The following is an 18,955-nucleotide window of genomic DNA, read 5'->3' on the forward strand; positions in this document are numbered from 1 at the left end:
GTTATTTGAAGTTGTTTTTTAATTTTTTATTTTCATATTTATTTCTTTCTGTTTTCAGAGATACAAGCCAATCCAAATACATTCCTTCAGGCATTTGTCTGTAACCAAGCTTGTAAAGCGTACTGTATTCCTGAACCATCAGATCATATATTTCTTTTGCTTTCGGATTTTCTAAAGCCAGTTTGATATTATTTGAAGACCCACTCTTTAGATCTTGTCTATCCATTAATTTTTGAAATCTGGCTTTATACGTTTCAGCTTTTAGAATGCGTGCTTTTGCGAAATTTGGATAAACTTCGAGAGCTTTATTGAGGACTTTTAGGAGAAATTCGCCATCGTTGGAAGGAAAGCTTCTGTTGTAAGCTTGTGCTAGATCAAATAGGCATAATGCTAAACTTTCTTTGTTATCCAAAGCTTTCATAAACATACCGTTTCTGATGGCGTCCAGATGGATATATCCAGATGCCATTAACCAACCATCTTCAGGGAAAATTCCACTCGTCAATTCGGTATTAAACCATCCTAAAGACTTTACATTATGCTTGATGTAGACGTGATTAGGGGCTAAAGCCAGATTGGCATCAACTCCCAATTCTTCAGCAAGGATTTTGTACAAATAGGGCATCGAGTTGCAATTTCCTTTTTTTGTTGCAAGTAATTTGGAAACAAAGAGATTGGGTAAATCATCGTGACCAAAGACGTCGGTAAAATCGTAAGAGAAAGGTTTGTATTGAATGGTAGAGTCTTTCACAATCACTGGTATCGGTTGGCAGATGATCGAGTAAAGAGCCGCATATTTGCTGACTTTATCTTTATCATTTCCCTGATAGGTCAGTTCTCTGCTTTTAACTATTTGCTCTGCAAATGATTTCAGGAATTTGAGTTCATTATTAATCGCTATCGTGTCAATCTTTCCCTGGTAATAAGACTGCTCAACACTTAAGACAGCTTTCTTAAAACTATACTTTTCCTTGCCACTTAGCATATTGTCAATGTGTGCATAGGCCTCCTCGTAAAATTGATTACGCTGAGCTTTGACAGTAATAACCATTGAGACTATTACAAGCAAAGCAAATTGCATTGATTTTCTAAAATATTGATTTTTCATCTTGATGTTTTTATGTTAGAAGAGGTTTAGGTTTATTTTTTTCCTCCTCTCTTTTTTTCTCTTTTGCTTTTCTACGCTCTTCCTCCAATTTCTTTTGTTCTTCTTCCTTCTTTTTTCTCTGTTTTTCTAAATTGGTAAGACGAATTTTCTCGGCAAGCTCTTCGCTCCTTTGTTTGTTGGCTTCACGGTTCATATTGCTCAACCATTCTGAATAAGCTCCATCTGGCATAAATTTGAATCCGAGCTGGTCGATATTGTTGAACTGCATCTTTGTTTCTTTTAAAAGTTCCAGACCTTTCGGGAAATATTTTATATTTTCAAGTTCTGCAGGATTTTCTACATTTTGAATTCCTAATTCTGCTGCTACATATTCAAATCGCGCCTGCTGATACATTGATTTAAGTAAATTAGCATACATATTATTGGGATAAAGTTCAAGAGATTTATCCAATGCTTTTCCGACAAATTCATCCATTCCGTACTTATGAATATAGCCATTGGCTAAGTCTGCATATAACAATGACATAAGCTGTTTTTTACTTAAACTATTCATATAGACATCATTCAGTAAGGCTTCGGAGCCAATGTAACCGGATTCTAAAATCATAGCATTTGTACTAAGGATTCCATTAGTCAATTCTATATTCTGCCATTGATTATCATCGTCTTTGAAACGGATATACGTATGATTGGGAGCCATAGCCAATGAAGCATCTGCCCCGATTGATTCTGCTACCATCAAATAAAGTAGAGGCATTGAGTGACATTGTCCTTTTCCTGTTTTTAGTAATTTGGAAACAAACATTTTGTTCCATTCTTTCTTTCCCATAAAATCATCAAAATCATATTTGTAATTCTTTGAGAAATGCTTAAACAAAGCAATGTTTTTCAGAGTATTATCGACTGGGGTCACCTTTCCGGATTTCATTTTTTGCAAAACCTGAGAAGCTATTTTTGAAATGTTGGCTTTGAAATTAGAATAGTGTAGCTTCCTTTCAGAATAAGCATTTTCAACAATGAAATTCGCTTCAGCTAATGAATAATTGCTTTGATCTAAATTATTAAGTTGAGACAAGGCATCATAATAGAAGTTAGTTCCTGAATTAGCTGATAGTGATGGCAGATTATAACCGGAAATTTCTAGATTATTTACTTTTTGTTCAAACTGTTTTTGCTCTTTCTCTCGATTTTCTTTCTCTACGATTTTAAAATCGTTTTGCTGCATTTCCCAGTTTCTTCTTTCAATTTCTGACTTTCTTGAAGAATTATTAACTGAGGGAATGGATACCGTATTTTTTGACGTAGAATTGTTTCTGAAAGATATTTCAGAATAATTTTGAATTGGGGAAGTCGATGCACTTGGTCCTGTCGGCAGATTTGGAATCTGAGCGGATAATCCTGTACTAAAATACAGCAGTATAATAGAAATTGTACTGTTTCGCATAATTTGTGTTTTGTTTTTTTATTGCAATATTACTGGATGTCATTTTAAATTGATACCGTAGTATTACGGTGATTCCGTCCAATATTACTTCAGGGATTTTCATTATATTTTTAGTTTTTGGTTGTAGTTTTTGGGCATAAAAAAAGAGCGTGAATTAACTGACACTCTAAACTCAGGATACTGGTATAATCCCTCTAAGAAATGCAGCAAAACACGCCCCAGAAGGGCGAATCTTGCAGTTACATTTTCTTAGAATTCTTATAGTACCAGTATTTGAGTTTAGAAAATAACTGCTTAACGCAATGTTTTTATATGTATTTAAGATTTATTTATTCTTATACTTTTTTTATTTTTTGTTTACCACAAATATATTAAGAATACTTCATGGAGCAAAGTCTTAAGTGGATCAAAAAAATCCGAAGGACTGACAATTACATTAATACTATCTGGTTAGTGGTACAACAACTGTTTCTTCCTGAGTTGATATTGAATATCCAAATATTTTATTTTCTTTTTCATCTTTTATAAAATAGTAATTAGAAGTCTTATAAAGATAGAACCTTGTACTACTTTCCTCCGTAAGAATTGGTTGCTCCGAGTGTTGCTTTAAGTATATTGTAAATTTTGGTTTTTCTTTTAATATATACTTTGCTTCCTGTGCAGCGGTTGCGTACATATAGATAAATGCGAATGCTAAATGCATCCAAAATCCAAGATTTCGACTTTCAAAAAAGTAAACATAGCTGGAAATAGTGATAATTGTTATAAAAACAATATTTACTGGCGTAGCAAATTTGTACATATTGATTAGTACACCGAAACCACAAATTAATAATACGATAATTACAATTAATGTAATTATTGATAAACCTTTGCTTCTTGACTTTAAGTCAGTCAGCAACAAACAGACGATTCCTGGTGAGAATAACACTCCAATTAAAATCATTAACATTAGGTTTTCATATAGTACAGCAATTGCGTCCGACAGATTGAAATATCGATAGTAGCTAATTCCTAATAAATCAAAATAATGCCACAAATAAAATAATCCAAGTGCAGGCAATATAGCTGTTAATTCGGCAATTTTCACAAACGGCTTATCCTCTACTGGAATGTATTTTTTATTCAACTTATGATTAATAATTCTTAATTTTCGGATTAATCTTTGTCTGTTCATGTTTATTTCGTTTTAAAATTGTTTTGTATTTGTAATTTATTAGTTTAAAAGTAGAAATATTTTAATTTTAATAACATTAAGTTAGTTCGTAATTTGGATATGAAAATTTCTCTATTTTGAGAACTTATATTTGTATATTTACCTCATAACCAAAAAACTAATAAAACATGAAAACAATTATTCTGGGATTGTTTATGCTTTTCAGCATGATCACTTTTTTACATTCACAAACTAGCAGCTACAGACTCAAATTTCGTTATCACATTTCTAAAGAAAAATTGAAAGATTTAAATGATCAAGGGTATGTGATTACTGACGGTACTACGACTAATTACAGTTTTTGTCCTGCCTTAAATAAATCTTTTAAATGTTTAGTAACCAATAAGGATGGAGAATTATTTATTGACCCTTGGCAAATAGAGCATGATAAAGGAGGCTCTGATGCTAAAGGCGCAGTAGATCCCTGTTACGGTCAGGAAAGAATTATTAATGCAGCTACTCCTAATAAACTTAAACTTGTGAAATTGAGTAGAGATAAAGTGGGCGATCCTACAAGAAGCATTACTCTGCATTACCAGACCGTTATTGTCGGAATTAACGCTATAGGTGTAAAAGTTAGACCTTCAGTTGTCGACTATAATAATAATCAGTACTCTGCTAATGTCGTAACTGGGAATATTAATTTGGGTTTTTCTGTTGGATATTCATGGGGTTGGACAACTTTTTCACACAGGTCAAGTACCAGCTGGTCGGTAACTCCCGGAGCTTCATTCGGATTCTCATCAGCAAGCTTGGGAAAAGAACCGCTGAAGAAAAAAGTTGTTACTACTTATAATCCAAGTAATCTTGTTCTTTCTCCTTCAGCAGGTTTAACGATTGCAAGAAATGATATAGGAATTATTTTTAGTTATGGATATGATTTTATGACAGGAAGTAATGCAGATGCTTGGGCATATCAAGGAAAAAGATTCTTTGGATTAGGTATTGCAGCTGGACTAAAATTGTAAAAAAATTCTTTAATACTGTAACAAATCTATAACTAAACCTTAAAGATTATCAACCTAGATAATAATAAAATAAAAATATAAATCTTACAGAAGATCAACTGGAAACAGTTGCAAAAATTGTTAACCAAGAAATTAAAGATTACGCGGGGGTCTTGCATGAAGTCATTTGCGGAAAAGATCTGGATGATACTCGATTTAATGAGCTGAAAAAGCTTGTCTACACGGATGTAAATGTTTGGAGAAACAACTAAAAACAATTTTTTATATTAGTTTAATGAAAAATATTTTTACAAAAGATGAGCTGAATAGCTTTATGCAGTATTTCCAAATTATGATTCGTGATCTAGTTATCTGCACTTCAAATATTGACGAGATTATTGAGCAAAATAATGAAAGCAGAGAAAAAATTGCTCCTTTTAGTTATTTTTTAGGGCATTATGTAGCACTAGCTTATTCCTTTGCAACACTAACATTGTCTAAACTGTTTGTTCAGGATGAAAAACGCAGCCTGAAAAAATTGATGAATAAGTTAGAAAACAGCGATTTTGACGAAGAACTCAAAGAGATGCTGACTAAAAATCGTAAGCTTTCTGAAAATGGTAGTGAAGGTGAATATGACTATCTGTTTAAACATAAAGCAGATATTAAAAATGCTATTGCTATTTCCAGAGAAGAGATTAATCAGGCGGAGTTTTTGGTTGAGAAAATTAAAGCAAGACGAGACTCTTATTATGCTCACTTCGATCCTGATAAACTTGGTGAGATAGAAGTTGAAAGCCTCGCTGAAATAAAGCAACTTTCTGATATTGCGGAGGGAATCTATAACCGCTTTAATTCTGGATTTAATAATTCCACTTTTATGTTTACAAACCTTTGGAATATGAAAGATTTATTTGCCATAATTAATGACCATCATGACGAACAGGTTAAAAAAAGAAATGACTTAGATAAAGAATAACCAAATTATTGTAAAAACTAAAAACTAAAAACTAATTACTATGAGTGATATTTTATATTACCCTTATATCAATGTACCGGATAATGACTGGACTATAAGAACTCTTCTTTATTACAAGGATATTGCTGCGATTGTACCTCAGGAATATCTTTGGCAACCAGAACGGAATTATGACCCGTTTATGATGGAGCTTGTTAGAATGTCTCTGATAGTTCCTATAAATCCTATTGAGATATTTGATGAACCTTGGGAAGTAACAAAACCTTTCGTTACCGAGATTGAGAAGAATAAAAATTCACTTGAAAAAGCACAAAATCGATTCTATAATAGTCAAAGGAATTTAGTGCATTCTCAGAAGTTTTCTTCTGCCAGAATACACGCTGATAAGTTTGATGATAATGTCTTCTATAGTCTTGAAAATTTAGGGCTTGCCAGTAGAGCAGAGGGAAATTGGTATGCAGTGGAAACAAAAACGGCAGATCAATTAATGAAGTTCGTAGCTACCATAATTGGAGCTAAGACGAACAGAATTCCTATGACTGATAATTTAAGGTCAAGGTTTTACAGTATTAAAAATCTAAAAAACCAAAAAAAAAGGCAGACGATTTTAGAAAGTTTGATCCCATTTCCACAAAATATAAAGTTAGATAAAATGTTGCGCTTCAAGGAGAAGCATGGTGATCTGTTAGATGCTTTTACAAGCAGAGTTGAATTACTTGTGCTTGATCCCACAGTAATAGAGGGGACAGATTTATTTAACGAAAAGATCAGAGAATTGGTGATTAGAAAAGGTGAGCTAACCGCAAAAATGGGAGAGAGTCAAATAGGAAATATTATTTTCGGATCAGTATGTGGGATTATTGGTGCCACGCAAGGAATTGTAGCCACCGGAGATTTAAAATCTATGCTTTGGGGATTACCAGGATTTGCAAATGCTGTATATTCCGCGATGAAAATTGAAAAAACGGAAAATGTCTTTGACCAATCAGGAATGAAATATCTTGCTTTAGTAGACAAAAAACTCAGATAACTTTCGTATTTGAAGTAAAGCGGATTGAAATAAATAAAATATAAAAATTAAAAAACTATCTATGGAATTTGACGAAAAGATTGAACTAGTATCGAAATTACTAAATTTTGCATCTTCTAATAATAATCACGGTGATCTGGAAGATGTTAGAAACATAACAATGGATGCTATTGCATCAAGCATTCAAAATTACCTGATTGCTCTTAAATTATCGACACACTTAAGTGATATTAAATATCTTCAAGAAAATATTTGGGAAGGATTTGTAGAAAATGATCTGGTTGATCTAGATCATAATTTTAATGGATTCATTAAAGATGCCTTTTATAATGCTCTGTTTATTTCCATTGAAACCAACTTTAGAGCTATAGCAAAGCACTTTGAGGCAAGGGCTAATACAATTAATAAAACTTCTATAAAGGAGACTTTTGAAAAGTTATTAAGTATGATTTCCTTTTTTGCAGGTATTACAGCTTATGAAAGAGATGTGATTATCTATTTTTTCTATTTGCGAAATACAATGCACAATTTTGGAATTCACACTAAGCCGAATCATAGTTTAGAAATTGAAGATAACACTTCCGTAATAAATAAGTCAAAAGTTAAATTAGAATTGATTCAAAACCAACCTAATAATATTACTGGTAAAGAACAACTTCTTCTAATTGAGCAGGTAATTAAAGTTATAATAAGATTCAATTCTCTAATTCCGACCGCTGAAAGAGTAAAACATCCATTGGCTGATTTTGATTATAATGGATAGCTCCTAAAATAATTTCTTATTTTAACTTTTTTTAACATTTGGCACGTATTTCGATTACATGATCATGTCAAAACTAGCCCAACATCGACGTTAAAAGTAGTAGGCACTAAAACAAATTAAAATAATGAGTAATTCAAACAAAAACTGGCCAAGTAAAACAGGAAATCCTTCTGGAGGAAATAGGGGAAACAATCCTGCTAAAACTTCAAGTGGAGGAAGTAGTAAGCCTTCTACACCTAAAAAATAACTCTGTTTAAAACATTCTAAAGTCTGAATATCTATTCAGGCTTTTTTTGTAAATTTATAAAAAACTAATAATTTACGTTATGCAACATTCCATTATTGAATTCTTGAGAAGAAATAATTTAAAAATTGATCAGGATTTCAATTGTTTTTGCTCAGTTATCAAGAAACATGATTCTATAAAGCAAGTAGAGAAAAGCCCATTCAGAATCATTTTCCAAGAAAAGTCAGTCGTTCTTTTAAGGATTAATGCTCCAAAGCCAAAAGAATATCGTTTTGGGTACGAACATATTATAGATCATTCTTTGCATGGTAATAAACTTAGACTCTCAGTAAAAGATTGGTTCTACGATAATATGTACTTTGAATTTGACTTTCTATTTATTTTTAATAAATATATTCTTGATCCCTTTAGTGTAAAAAAAGCTGATTTTGAAACTGTTGTTGGTAAAGAATTATATGTAGTTTATTCAACTTCTTGGTATGACGATAAGAAAGAAATGGAAGGTGTTTTAACAAGAGTTGGTGATTTGAGAATATATATTGATGATATTAATAATCAAAAACAAGAAATTGAAATCTTTGATCTTGCATATTTCTTTGCGAGACTTTAGCAAACTAAGTCATTCACTCTAAATCTAAGAGTCACTTTCCCAGTGATTCTAAAAGTTATTTTCTTAAAATCCAAAACTAATTGCCACTTCATGAGAGAAGAATTTAATGAATTAAATGTACCGGATGGTCATTACCTTAAAATTGCAAAAAATTCCGGAAATATTTATTTTGATGAATTTATTGAATCTGTTTCAAAAATTAAACAGTTTATATCCAATAGAGATTTCAAGGATCTCTGGGGAAATAAGTTACAGCTAAAAAAAGCAAAATTTGACGAAAAAGCTTATATTCAAAGTGCCTGTGAGCTGGCAGTTGCAAATTATTTTTGTGAGAAAAATGGTTTCAGGGTCGAAGCTAAAGTAAACCCTAAAAATCAAAAAGATGTAGACGTTAAATTTCAGTCTAACAATTTCACATACAATATTGAAGTAAAATGTGCGGCTTTTACTAATAGAGAGAAGGTACAAAATACAGAATCTTTCAAATATCAAACTTATGGTCGACTTGACAATAGGCTAGACATAATGTCAATACTTTCCAATGCGATAGATGAAGGTTTAATAAAGCAAGGTAAATCTCTGAAAGAACATTCTGAGTTAAAAAGTATGGATAATAATCTTAAAGATTTTCTGATTAACGCGCACGAAAAATTTAATGATTTATCAAAAGAAAATGAGATCAATATTTTATTAATATGCTGTGGTGATAGAGAGGATATGCAGAGCTGGGTAGGTTATCTTAACGGCCCCGAAGGTCTGTTTACTAATGGTTCTTTTTGCGACCCTGCTGATTACAATAATGTAGACTTAGTGATTTTAACTAACTTATATTACAAGCACAAAGATTTCTATAATAAAAATATTGAGAATTCCTGGAACTTGAATGAAACCTTAAATCTAAGTATTATAAATCCTTACTGTAGATTACGTAAACCAAAAGGGATTGAAAATTTTGATAGTGAAATGATTAATTATAATTCAGAGATTAATCAATTTAAAGTGCCTGGACTAGCACCAGAAGTCCTGAAGGATGCCAGAAAAGTTGTGCATTTTGTAATCGACTATCTCGAAATACAAGAAGGCAAATATTTGTTTGATAAAAAGAGTAGTAATTGATATTCTCTTTGTTATCTCGACCTTTATAAGTGATCAACATAAAGTTCTTAAAGCTAAAAACATTAAAATTAAAAAATAAATTATGTCATTTTTTCCTCCGCTTTCAATTGCAGATGCAATCGATAAAATAGATTACAATCAATATTTACTTCCTGCAATTCAACGAGATTTTGTTTGGTCATCTGGAAAAATAGAGATGTTATTTGACTCACTTATGCAACAATATCCAATTGGTTCAATGTTGCTTTGGAGAGTTGAAGGTAATAACACACAAAACCAACGATTTTATGGGATCTTAAAAAAATATAGAGAAAGATTCCTCAATAGATCAGAAGAAGTTGATACAAAAAAACTTCCTAGCTTCGAAGTCGTTTTAGACGGGCAGCAGCGCCTTACTGCACTTTATCTGGGGTTGAAAGGTTCTTATGCTTATCACGAATATAATCTGGCTTGGAAAGATAATGAACACTCTATTCCTACAAGATATCTTTATTTAAATCTTAAATATAAAAAGGATTCTAGCAAGGACTTAAACGATAGTGACGATGATAGAAAATATGAATTCTTGTTTTTAAAACCTTCAGAAGCAAAAAATGAAGATGGAAATAAATGGTTCAAAGTCGGAGATATTTTGGGTATTCGCGGAATGGCACAGCTGAATTCTTATTGTAAGAAACACGAAATAGAAGATCAGGATGCTCAGGAGATATTGAGTCGGCTTCACGATATTGTTCATCTTGAGAAACTTATTCACTACTATCTTGAAAAAGGTTCTGATTTTACCAGAGCATTAGATATTTTTATACGAATAAATTCAGGCGGTATTAACTTAAGTTATTCGGATTTAGTAATGTCAACAACTATTTCAGGTTGGATGATTCTAGATGCCCGCAAAGAAATTAATGGATTAGTTGATGAAATTGTAAAGGAATACGGCTTTGCCGTAAACAAAGATTTGATTTTGCGTACCTATCTGATTTTGTACAACGATGATATTAAATTTAGAGTAACCAATTTCAGTATTAAGAATGCTAAAGATTTTGAAAGTAAATGGGAAAATATTAGGAAAGCAATTAAAGAAGTCTTTCAACTTATTGTAGACTTTGGATATGCTCCAAAAACACTGACATCATTAAATGCTGTTCTTCCGATTATATATTATTTATACAAAACTGATAAAGTAAAAGATTTTCATAAGAAAGTTGCATATAAAGATGATAGAGCAATTATTAAAAAATGGCTTCATGTTGTTTTGCTACATCAAATATTTGGCGGGCAAGCTGAAGGTGTATTAAAAGCTATCAGAGATACTTTGAAAAAAGAAATTGCTAAGTCTCCGGCAGTTTTCCCTGCTGCCGCTATTGCAAAGAGGCTTTCTAAAACCAATAAAAGTATAAACGTCGATAAAGAGTTTGTAGAAAATCTTTTATATACTCAGAAAGAAAATAGATACGCTTTTCCCATACTCGCATTACTTTATCCTAACTTAAAATATAAGGATGGAGATTTTAATCTTGATCATTGTCATCCGATATCAAATTTCAATGAAAAAAAGCTAAAATTAAATAATATCCAATTGACTGATTCTAATAGAGAATACTTTACAGATCCGGAGTATTTTAATTCCATTATTAATCTCCAAATGTTAGATGGTAATGAAAACAAGTCAAAAGGTGCAAAGCAACTTGCAGATTGGGTTTCTACAAATAAAATTAATAAGAAAAAGTACTATTTTCCCAATGATTTAAATTTTTCATCATTTGATAAATTTGCAAAACAGCGTCAAGTTATTTTGACAGTAAAACTAATGGAGGAACTTAAATTCTAATTTTTTTTGTTTAGTTAACAGTTTGATAATCTTATTTTTTAATAAAATGTACACTATGATATTAGAGATTAATGAATCCAGAAAGTTTATTTTTATAAGTACTAAAAATAATGTGACTTATCAATTTACTTCTAGATGTACTTATATGTTTAATGAGACATATAACGGTTTTACTTATGTATTTGAAGTGTATGAAGAGTCAAAGGAAAGTGATGATTCTTTTAGTCTCATTTTATTAGAGATGGAAAATGAAACTGATTTAAAAGTAGTTGACTTATATCCTGACAGTAGTAAGTACTATTTGGGGAAAGGAATTTCGATCAGCCTTCTTCTAAAGTGTAGAGAAATTTTTGGAAAGAGGATAATTTCCAGTAGTAATTTGAAAAAATCTGATAATTATTGTGAGTGGAATACGCCAGAAGCAATTGATAAAGTTTGGAATCCTTTGGTAAAATCAGGGAAGGCTATATATGATCAAGATGAAGACCTATATGTTGTAATTTGATGTGAAATACGATGGATGAATTAAACAGTCTTGATTGGAAGATTTATGAATCTCTGACAAAATATATTTATGATACTTTAAAAAAAGAATATCATATTCCAGTGGAGGGTTATGGGCAGAATTGTAAAATAAAAGGTAATTCAGGGGTTATGCATCAAATTGATGTGCTGACCGCTGAGTTTGATGGTTGCCAAACTTACAAAACGGCTATCGAATGTAAATACTGGAAAAAAAAAGTAACTAAAGATACAGTTATGAAGCTTCTTTCTATCATCAATGATACCGATATACAAAGAGGAATTATTGTCAAGGAATGGATTTACTCGGGATGCACAAATGTTTGCAGAACATCATAATATAAAGATAGTGCAGCTGAGAGAATCTGAAAATAATGATAATGAACAGAAGGAAGTTGAATTTGGAATTTTAGATTTATTTTTCAAGATCAATGTGAGCAGACCAGAGGTCACAAGAATAGTTGTTAAAACAAATGACGATAATGAAATTATACTTCCTGAAACACAGCAATATTTGGTTTATATTGAAAATAAAGATGGCACAAAAATAAGATTGTATGATTCTGTAATGGTTTTTAAAAAAAATCTACACACTCAAAAACCTTTTGAAATGGTTTTGAAATCTTACGATTTTACAGATCATAGACTGTTTTTTAATGGAAATTATCAAAAGATAAAAAGCATTACCTACACAGGTTTACTAACTATTATTAATAAGGACCATCAAAAAACATTTTCTCTAGTGGATAAAGTATGGATGATTATGAACCAAATCTTTGAACAAAAGACATTTCTTATAACCCAGCTTGGTATTGTTGTGAATAAAGAAGATTTGTCATAAATACTATTTATGTTCTTAGTAATACGGTTTCCCGTAATGTCAATTTAGTTTTCAAATCTATCTTTGACAAAATTAAAAAATGAAAGCTATTTACAGTTTATTACTTTTAGTATTAATATTATCGTGTTCTAACCCAGTCCAGCGAAATACAATAAAATTTTCAAAGCTGGAGTATGGAGAAAAATGGCCATTTTCAGTTGATGAAGTTGAAGTTTATTGTTCTGGATATAAAGAAATTTACTGCAAGGCCAGCAATGGAAAGACATATGCTTTAAATGGAACTGCTAAAGGTGTTTCACATAATAATGCTGCTATCAGTAAAGTTGATGAAATATGGTTGGATGATCCCAAATGGGCTGGATTAAAAATTTCATACGGAGATTTTATCACTAAAGGTCTGGAACTTTGTGAAAATAAATAACAAGAATACTAAAGAATCAGTTTATCTTTTTTCTTGGTAATCCAATTTCATGTTCCTGTGGATAGGGATTTCGGTGAGTCATACTAACGTCTTCCCGTAGACTTCTTTCCATTTCTTTAGATTTTTCATCATCCATCGAATATCGCGGATCGGCAATCAAAGGCATTTTTGCCATTTTAGTAATGGTAATAGTAGGAAAATGATAATCTACTTCAACAGTTCCTAATAAAAGGTAGACTCCTCCTTCCTTAAAGGGAAATTGTTTTAAACTGTCGGGAAAATGTGCCGTGTCAAAATACTCACCTTCAGCATCGATCCATGTTCCGAAATACATATCGTCTTTCTTTCCAGGATGATTTCTCATCTTGATAGGAACGTGTTTCCTGGAAATTAAATATGCCAGCATTTTAACCTGTTTTTTATGATACTTCAAGAGATCTTTAACCAAAACGTGACCTCTGTATTTAGTCTTGAGTAAATCAAAGATCGAATAGGAAACTGGAAATCCTAAAATTTCAATTTCATCAAAAGCGTCTTCAAAAGGGTTTCTATCTATTGTCGGTAGCTTATAATCTTTTTGAGGTTCCTCAAATAATGATATGATCTTGCTTTTATATTGATTCTTTGAAAGTAGGAATCTTGCTTCAATTAAAAGTTCGTGTTTCTGCTTTCCGGTAAATCTGAAAGCCCCGACAAAAATTAATATCTGTAAAGTTTCAATACCAATGTTGACTCTTTTTATAAAATCTTCTAATGATCCGTAATCGCCGTTTTCTTTCCTTTCTTCCGGGATATTTACTTTGATAGAAGCTTCAAGTTTTTCAATATGCATTAGACCTAAGTACACATCTGTTCCATATAATGTTGTATGAAATTCGCTTAGGTTAATGCAGGGGTTATGAATTTTAGCACCTGACATCTTCGCCTCGTGTACATAAACTTCTGTTCGGTAAAAACCACCGCCATTATTAATAGCAGATACCATAAATTCGATAGGGTAATAGGCTTTCAGAAACAGACTCTGATAGCTCTCCACGGCATAAGAAGCAGAGTGTGCTTTACAAAAGGAGTAGCCGGCAAAAGATTCAATCTGTCGATATACTTCCTGAGAAAGCTGCTCAGGATGTCCTTTCCTTTTGCAGGATTCAAAGAAATCATCTTTTAATTTTTGTAAAGCTGAAAGTGATCGTCCTTTACCACTCATAGCTCTTCGAAGAACATCTCCATTAGCTGCAGAAACTCCACCAAAGTGCATCGCAATTTTAATGACATCTTCTTGATAAACCATAATGCCATAGGTTTCGCCTAATTCTTTTTCAAATACATCGTGGAAGTATTCAAATTGACCGGGATGATTGTGTCGGAAAATGTACTCCCGCATCATTCCACTCTGTGCAACTCCTGGACGAATAATTGATGATGCAGCAACCAATACTTTGTAATTATCACATTTTAATCTTCTCAAAAGTCCACGCATAGCTGGAGATTCAATGTAGAAACAACCAATGGTCTTTCCAATGCTCAAAAATTCATTGCACTTGACTTCATCCTTAGAGATTCTGGTATCTTCAATATCTACATTGATTCCCTTTTTTTCTTTAATTAGATTAACGGTATCTTTAATCGTTCCCAATCCTCTTTGTGAAAGAATGTCAAACTTTTCCAGACCAATATCCTCAGCTGTATGCATATCAAACTGAACAATTGGAAATTCTTTTGGAGGAAATTCTAAAACTGAATAATTTGTAATAGGTTCTTCGGAAATAAGAATCCCACAAGAATGCATACTTCTTTGATTGGGAAATCCAACTAACAACTGTTCATACTTATAAATCTCTTGAACAATTGAATTTTGATCGTGTAGTTCTCTCGGTTTTTTTGAAAGCTGATCTAGTTCATCTTTCGGCAGTCCAAAGACTTTTCCCAGTTCTCTGAATCTCGATTTTCTCTTGAACTCCACATTAGTTCCACAAAAAGCAACGTGATTTTTTCCATATTTATCAAAAATGTATTCCAAAATAGTGTCACGATTCTTCCAACTCCAATCGATGTCGAAGTCGGGAGGACTTTTACGGTTTAAGTTTAGAAAACGCTCAAAGTACAAATCTAGCTCTAGAGGACATATGTCGGAAATGCCTAAACAATAAGCTATAATACTGTTAGCGCCACTTCCTCTTCCGACGTGCATAAAACCCATACGCTTACTGTATTGAATAATATCCCAAGTAATCAAGAAGTAGCCGCAAAAATTAAGTTGATGAATAACTGTTAATTCTTTTTCAGCTCTCTCAATAGCCTGTCTGTTATTATCAGGATATCTATGAGATAAACCTTCATAAGCAAGCTGGGATAACAATTTAAAGTCATTTTCCTTGCTGTCAGTATAATATTTTTTATTCTTCGGGGTTTTAAATTCAAAATCAAAACTGCATTGACTGACGATAAATTTCGTGTTTTCAACGATTTCTGGGTAATGCTTAAACTGATCGAGAAGAGTTTTCTTACTCATAAACAACTCATCTTTTCTACAATAATCTTTTTCAGCCAGTTTTGTAAAAAGAATATTACCATCTATGGCTCGTAATATTTTATGAAGTTCGTATTCGTCATCAGTCTTAAACGTTACCGGATGAAGGATAACCATTTTATGAGTGAGGGATTTGAATTCAGAATTGATTAAAAGGTTTAACTCATCTTGTCTGATTCCGATAAACTCGTGTTCCAATAATATATCAGGTTTATTTTGTAAAGTATAAATCACAAAGCAGTTTTCTAATTGAGGATTAGATTTTGGAATTTCAATATTTTCACAATTATAATCGGTCAAAAGCCTGTTGACTTCAGCTATTCCTTTCGGGTTCTTCGCTAAGCATATATAATACTGCTCATTTTCAACTCTGACATCAACGCCTACAATAGGTTTAATGCCTTTATCTTCACACAGTTTATAAAACTGATAGATTCCCGTTACGGTATTGATATCAGTTAGCGCAAGAACTTTCAGCTTATAATCCATAGCCAGATCAACTAATTCTTCAACAGAAATAGTCCCATAACGAAGGCTATGATAGGTATGACAATTGAGGAACATAATTTTATTTATTGAGTCAAAAAACCGGAAGCCCTTCCAAGGCTTTTAGCACCAAAACGGTCTTTCATTTTATCCATGGTCTGATATAATGAGATCAGCTCTTCGGTATCTTCAAAAAGATTCATCTGATGGCTTCCGTGAACCAGTCCTGTAAACTTGACACCTACAAGACGAATTCTCATTCTTCGGGTATAAACTTTCTTGAAGAGTTCCAGAATATATTTCAGCAATGTGTGGTCTGCTGAGGTATAAGCCACCTTACATTGTTTAGTCTCTGTATCAAAGTTGGCATATCTTATTCTTACTGATACCGTTGAGGTCAGCCATTTTTCCTGTCTTAACTGGTAGCATAACTGTTCAACCATTCCGGAAAGAATACTTCTGATATTCGGAATATCGATGGTGTCTTCGGAAAAAGTTGTTTCAGTTGATATGGATTTACGCTCTGAATATTGAATCACAGGATTTAAATCAATGCCATTGGCTTTTTTCCATAACTCAGTTCCATTTTTTCCAATTAATTCCTGAAGCACATCCACTGGCATTTTAGCAAGTGTTTCAATCTTTCTTACACCTAATCTTGAAAGGAGTTCAAAGGTCACATCACCAACCATAGGAATCTTTCTGACGGATAAAGGATTTAAAAAAGGCTGTATTGCGAGCGGTTTTAATTCTAATTTACCGGCTGGCTTTGCTTCACCTGTTCCAATCTTTGAAACTGTTTTATTGGTAGACAATGCAAAACTAATAGGTAGACCTGTATTTTTCTTTACCGCTTCCGCAATTTCGGTTGTCCATTGATAGCAGCCGAAGAACTTATCCATGCCCGACAGATCAAGATAGAACTCGTCTACACTTGCTTTTTCCATAACAGGAACTTTTTCCTGAATGATTTCAGTCACCAAATGTGACATTTTGGAATAATACTCCATATCACCTTTGATAACCTGCGCTTCGGGACATAAGCGTAAAGCCATTCGCAAAGGCATCGCAGAACGAACCCCAAATTTCCTGGCTTCATAGGAACAAGATGCTACTACACCACGATCTCCGCCACCTATGATCACGGGCTGATTCTCCAATACAGAGTCTCTCAGCCGTTCACAGGAAACAAAGAATGTATCCAGATCCATATGTGCAATCGCTCGTTCCATTTGACAAAATTATCACGATTTGTAGCAAAAAATTGTATATTTGTTGCTATAATTTATAGCAATGTCAATTTTATCAGAAAACATGCGGTATTTAAGAGGTAAGCTCAATCTGTCTCAACAAAAGGTTGCCGATGATCTTTTAATTACCCGAGGCCGATATAGTAAGTATGAAGATGATGCCGCAGCGCCACCCCTTGATATTTTAGTGAAAATTTCAAGATATTATAATATCAGCATCGATTTACTTTTGACCATCAACGTCAGCAAATATTCGATTGATGAGATTATGGAGCTCCCTGACAATAGGATTGTTCTGCCTATCAGGGTTGATCAGGATGGAAACGATCAGATTGAGATTATTCCACAAAAAGCCTCTATGGGTTATCTGAACGGTTATGGAGATCCGGAATACATAGAAAGTTTGGAAACGATATCCTTACCTTTTTTAAAAGGTGGGAAGTTTAGAGCGTTTCCAGCGGACGGAGATTCTATGCCGCCTTATAAGAACGGAACTTATATTGTTGGAAAATATGTAGAAAATCTTTCTGATCTGAAAACGGACCGGACTTATATTTTCATCACCACTAATGATGGAATCAGTTACAAAAGATTCCAGTTTCATGAAGCAGACAGTATATGGGTAAAAGCTGACAATCAATTTTATGAGCCATATAAAATTCCATTATCTGAAATTAAAGAGATCTGGGAATTTGCCTGTAGTATCAATACGATAGAATATGGAGCTGATGAATTTGCAGAACGTAATATTCAAAACTTTATGACAGAGATCAAGACCGATATCAAACAGATTAAAGAAAAAATAGGAGATAAGAATTGAATTCATTTGAATAAAGCTCAAAAATAAGTTTCCTAACATTACTTCATAAAAAAAAATCTCCTAAGGGAAGCAAAAACACAAATGATGAAAAAAATCCCGTATAAACGGGCCAGATCAAATATAAATATTTTAATAGAAAATTGCAATGAGTCAGCTGAGTTTATTTGATACGGAAGAGTTTTATAAATTTCCAAAAGACCTTTTGGAATACAAGGAACATTTCCTGAGCAGCAAAGAAGCCGATGAATTGAAAGATATACTGCTGAAAACGACACCTTGGGAACAGCGAACTCAGAAGATGTATGATAAAACAGTTGTAACACCCCGCCTTACTGCTTGGTATGGAGGAAATGATAGCTCTTACGATTCAGACGGAAATGTTTCAGGAACTAATCCTTGGACTCCCGAGCTTTATACTTTAAAAGAAAGGATAGAAAAAGAATTTGGGTATCAGTTCAATGGTGTTTTATTAAACCTGTATCGTGATAATAATGATTCCGTGGCATGGCACAGAGATAAAGAAAGCCGCTATGGAAAACGACCTGTGATTGCATCAATCAGTTTAGGTCAAACCAGAAACTTTGATTTCAGAAAAAAAGACCATCATCAGAGCAAATACAGTTTGCCATTGCCTCACGGTTCGTTACTCATTATGAAAGGGGATTTACAGGAAAACTGGGAACATCGAATTGCTAAATCAACAGTAAAAATGAAAGAAAGGATTAATTTGACCTTTCGTTTAATTATTTAAATAAACTCTTACTTATCCAATTAACTTTTCCTATTTTAGAAAAAATAAG

The 18,955-nt window shown here is 32.7% G+C and carries 19 protein-coding genes; 14 read left to right on the forward strand and 5 right to left on the reverse strand.

Annotation, left to right across the window (positions count from 1 at the left end; genetic code table 11):
- Nucleotide 1 precedes the first annotated feature (1 nt).
- The 3 genes from H6W53_RS04565 to H6W53_RS04575 form a co-directional block, all read right to left on the reverse strand.
- Nucleotides 2-1,051 carry a hypothetical protein gene (locus tag H6W53_RS04565; protein WP_050791099.1) on the reverse strand — a complete coding sequence of 350 codons (1,050 nt, stop codon included), beginning with the start codon at nucleotides 1,049-1,051 and terminating at the stop codon, nucleotides 2-4.
- Nucleotides 1,052-1,118: 67 nt separating this feature from the next.
- On the reverse strand, nucleotides 1,119-2,552 hold the full coding sequence (locus H6W53_RS04570; RefSeq protein ID WP_027383737.1) for a transglutaminase family protein: 1,434 nt from the start codon (nucleotides 2,550-2,552) through the stop codon (nucleotides 1,119-1,121).
- Nucleotides 2,553-2,994: 442 nt separating this feature from the next.
- On the reverse strand, nucleotides 2,995-3,729 hold the full coding sequence (locus H6W53_RS04575; RefSeq protein WP_002977346.1) for a hypothetical protein: 735 nt from the start codon (nucleotides 3,727-3,729) through the stop codon (nucleotides 2,995-2,997).
- A gap of 167 nt (nucleotides 3,730-3,896) precedes the next feature.
- On the opposite strand from H6W53_RS04575, the gene H6W53_RS04580 reads away from it, so the two are divergent.
- The 12 genes from H6W53_RS04580 to H6W53_RS04630 all read left to right on the forward strand — a co-directional run bounded on the left by H6W53_RS04580 (nucleotide 3,897) and on the right by H6W53_RS04630 (nucleotide 13,072).
- Entirely contained in the window at nucleotides 3,897-4,736 is an 840-nt protein-coding gene (locus tag H6W53_RS04580) for a hypothetical protein (protein ID WP_002977347.1), read from the forward strand.
- Between the two features lie 235 nt (nucleotides 4,737-4,971).
- A complete protein-coding gene (locus tag H6W53_RS04585; RefSeq protein WP_185205014.1) occupies nucleotides 4,972-5,694 on the forward strand; it encodes a hypothetical protein in 723 nt (240 codons plus the stop codon).
- Between the two features lie 40 nt (nucleotides 5,695-5,734).
- Nucleotides 5,735-6,724, forward strand: a complete 990-nt coding sequence (locus tag H6W53_RS04590; protein WP_002977349.1) for a hypothetical protein — start codon at nucleotides 5,735-5,737, stop codon at nucleotides 6,722-6,724.
- A 61-nt stretch (nucleotides 6,725-6,785) separates the two neighbouring features.
- Nucleotides 6,786-7,487, forward strand: coding sequence for a hypothetical protein (locus H6W53_RS04595; RefSeq protein WP_002977350.1), 702 nt, complete (start codon nucleotides 6,786-6,788; stop codon nucleotides 7,485-7,487).
- A 124-nt stretch (nucleotides 7,488-7,611) separates the two neighbouring features.
- The gene (locus tag H6W53_RS21615) at nucleotides 7,612-7,734 is read left to right on the forward strand and encodes a hypothetical protein (protein ID WP_002977351.1); all 123 of its coding nucleotides are present in this window, start codon (nucleotides 7,612-7,614) and stop codon (nucleotides 7,732-7,734) included.
- Nucleotides 7,735-7,813: 79 nt separating this feature from the next.
- Nucleotides 7,814-8,344: a hypothetical protein gene (locus tag H6W53_RS04600; protein ID WP_002977352.1), complete on the forward strand. Its 531-nt coding sequence runs from the start codon at nucleotides 7,814-7,816 to the stop codon at nucleotides 8,342-8,344.
- Between the two features lie 90 nt (nucleotides 8,345-8,434).
- Nucleotides 8,435-9,460 (forward strand): hypothetical protein, encoded by a 1,026-nt coding sequence (locus H6W53_RS04605; protein ID WP_002977353.1) that lies wholly within the window; start codon nucleotides 8,435-8,437, stop codon nucleotides 9,458-9,460.
- A gap of 82 nt (nucleotides 9,461-9,542) precedes the next feature.
- On the forward strand, nucleotides 9,543-11,288 hold the full coding sequence (locus H6W53_RS04610; protein WP_002977354.1) for a DUF262 domain-containing protein: 1,746 nt from the start codon (nucleotides 9,543-9,545) through the stop codon (nucleotides 11,286-11,288).
- Nucleotides 11,289-11,343: 55 nt separating this feature from the next.
- On the forward strand, nucleotides 11,344-11,793 hold the full coding sequence (locus H6W53_RS04615) for a hypothetical protein (RefSeq protein WP_002977355.1): 450 nt from the start codon (nucleotides 11,344-11,346) through the stop codon (nucleotides 11,791-11,793).
- A gap of 11 nt (nucleotides 11,794-11,804) precedes the next feature.
- A complete protein-coding gene (locus tag H6W53_RS04620) occupies nucleotides 11,805-12,149 on the forward strand; it encodes a restriction endonuclease (protein ID WP_185205015.1) in 345 nt (114 codons plus the stop codon).
- The gene (locus H6W53_RS04625) at nucleotides 12,130-12,651 is read left to right on the forward strand and encodes a hypothetical protein (protein WP_185205016.1); all 522 of its coding nucleotides are present in this window, start codon (nucleotides 12,130-12,132) and stop codon (nucleotides 12,649-12,651) included. Before H6W53_RS04620 ends, H6W53_RS04625 begins: the two co-directional genes overlap by 20 nt.
- Nucleotides 12,652-12,730: 79 nt before the next feature.
- Complete coding sequence (locus H6W53_RS04630; protein WP_002977357.1) at nucleotides 12,731-13,072, forward strand: DUF2511 domain-containing protein; 342 nt, start codon at nucleotides 12,731-12,733, stop codon at nucleotides 13,070-13,072.
- A gap of 16 nt (nucleotides 13,073-13,088) precedes the next feature.
- Here H6W53_RS04630 and H6W53_RS04635 read toward each other — a convergent pair whose 3' ends face one another.
- Together H6W53_RS04635 and dinB are read right to left on the reverse strand one after the other, a co-directional pair.
- The gene (locus H6W53_RS04635; RefSeq protein ID WP_002977358.1) at nucleotides 13,089-16,163 is read right to left on the reverse strand and encodes a DNA polymerase III subunit alpha; all 3,075 of its coding nucleotides are present in this window, start codon (nucleotides 16,161-16,163) and stop codon (nucleotides 13,089-13,091) included.
- Nucleotides 16,164-16,171: 8 nt separating this feature from the next.
- Entirely contained in the window at nucleotides 16,172-17,317 is a 1,146-nt protein-coding gene (gene dinB / locus H6W53_RS04640) for a DNA polymerase IV (protein ID WP_027383735.1), read from the reverse strand.
- A gap of 61 nt (nucleotides 17,318-17,378) precedes the next feature.
- Here dinB and H6W53_RS04645 point away from each other — a divergent pair, with 61 nt between their 5' ends.
- Together H6W53_RS04645 and H6W53_RS04650 are read left to right on the forward strand one after the other, a co-directional pair.
- A complete protein-coding gene (locus H6W53_RS04645) occupies nucleotides 17,379-18,155 on the forward strand; it encodes an XRE family transcriptional regulator (RefSeq protein WP_027383734.1) in 777 nt (258 codons plus the stop codon).
- A 145-nt stretch (nucleotides 18,156-18,300) separates the two neighbouring features.
- The gene (locus H6W53_RS04650; protein WP_002977361.1) at nucleotides 18,301-18,906 is read left to right on the forward strand and encodes an alpha-ketoglutarate-dependent dioxygenase AlkB family protein; all 606 of its coding nucleotides are present in this window, start codon (nucleotides 18,301-18,303) and stop codon (nucleotides 18,904-18,906) included.
- Nucleotides 18,907-18,955: the final 49 nt, after the last annotated feature.

Source organism: Chryseobacterium sp. C3, from assembly GCF_014218905.1.
GTDB classification, from domain to species: domain Bacteria; phylum Bacteroidota; class Bacteroidia; order Flavobacteriales; family Weeksellaceae; genus Chryseobacterium; species Chryseobacterium mucoviscidosis.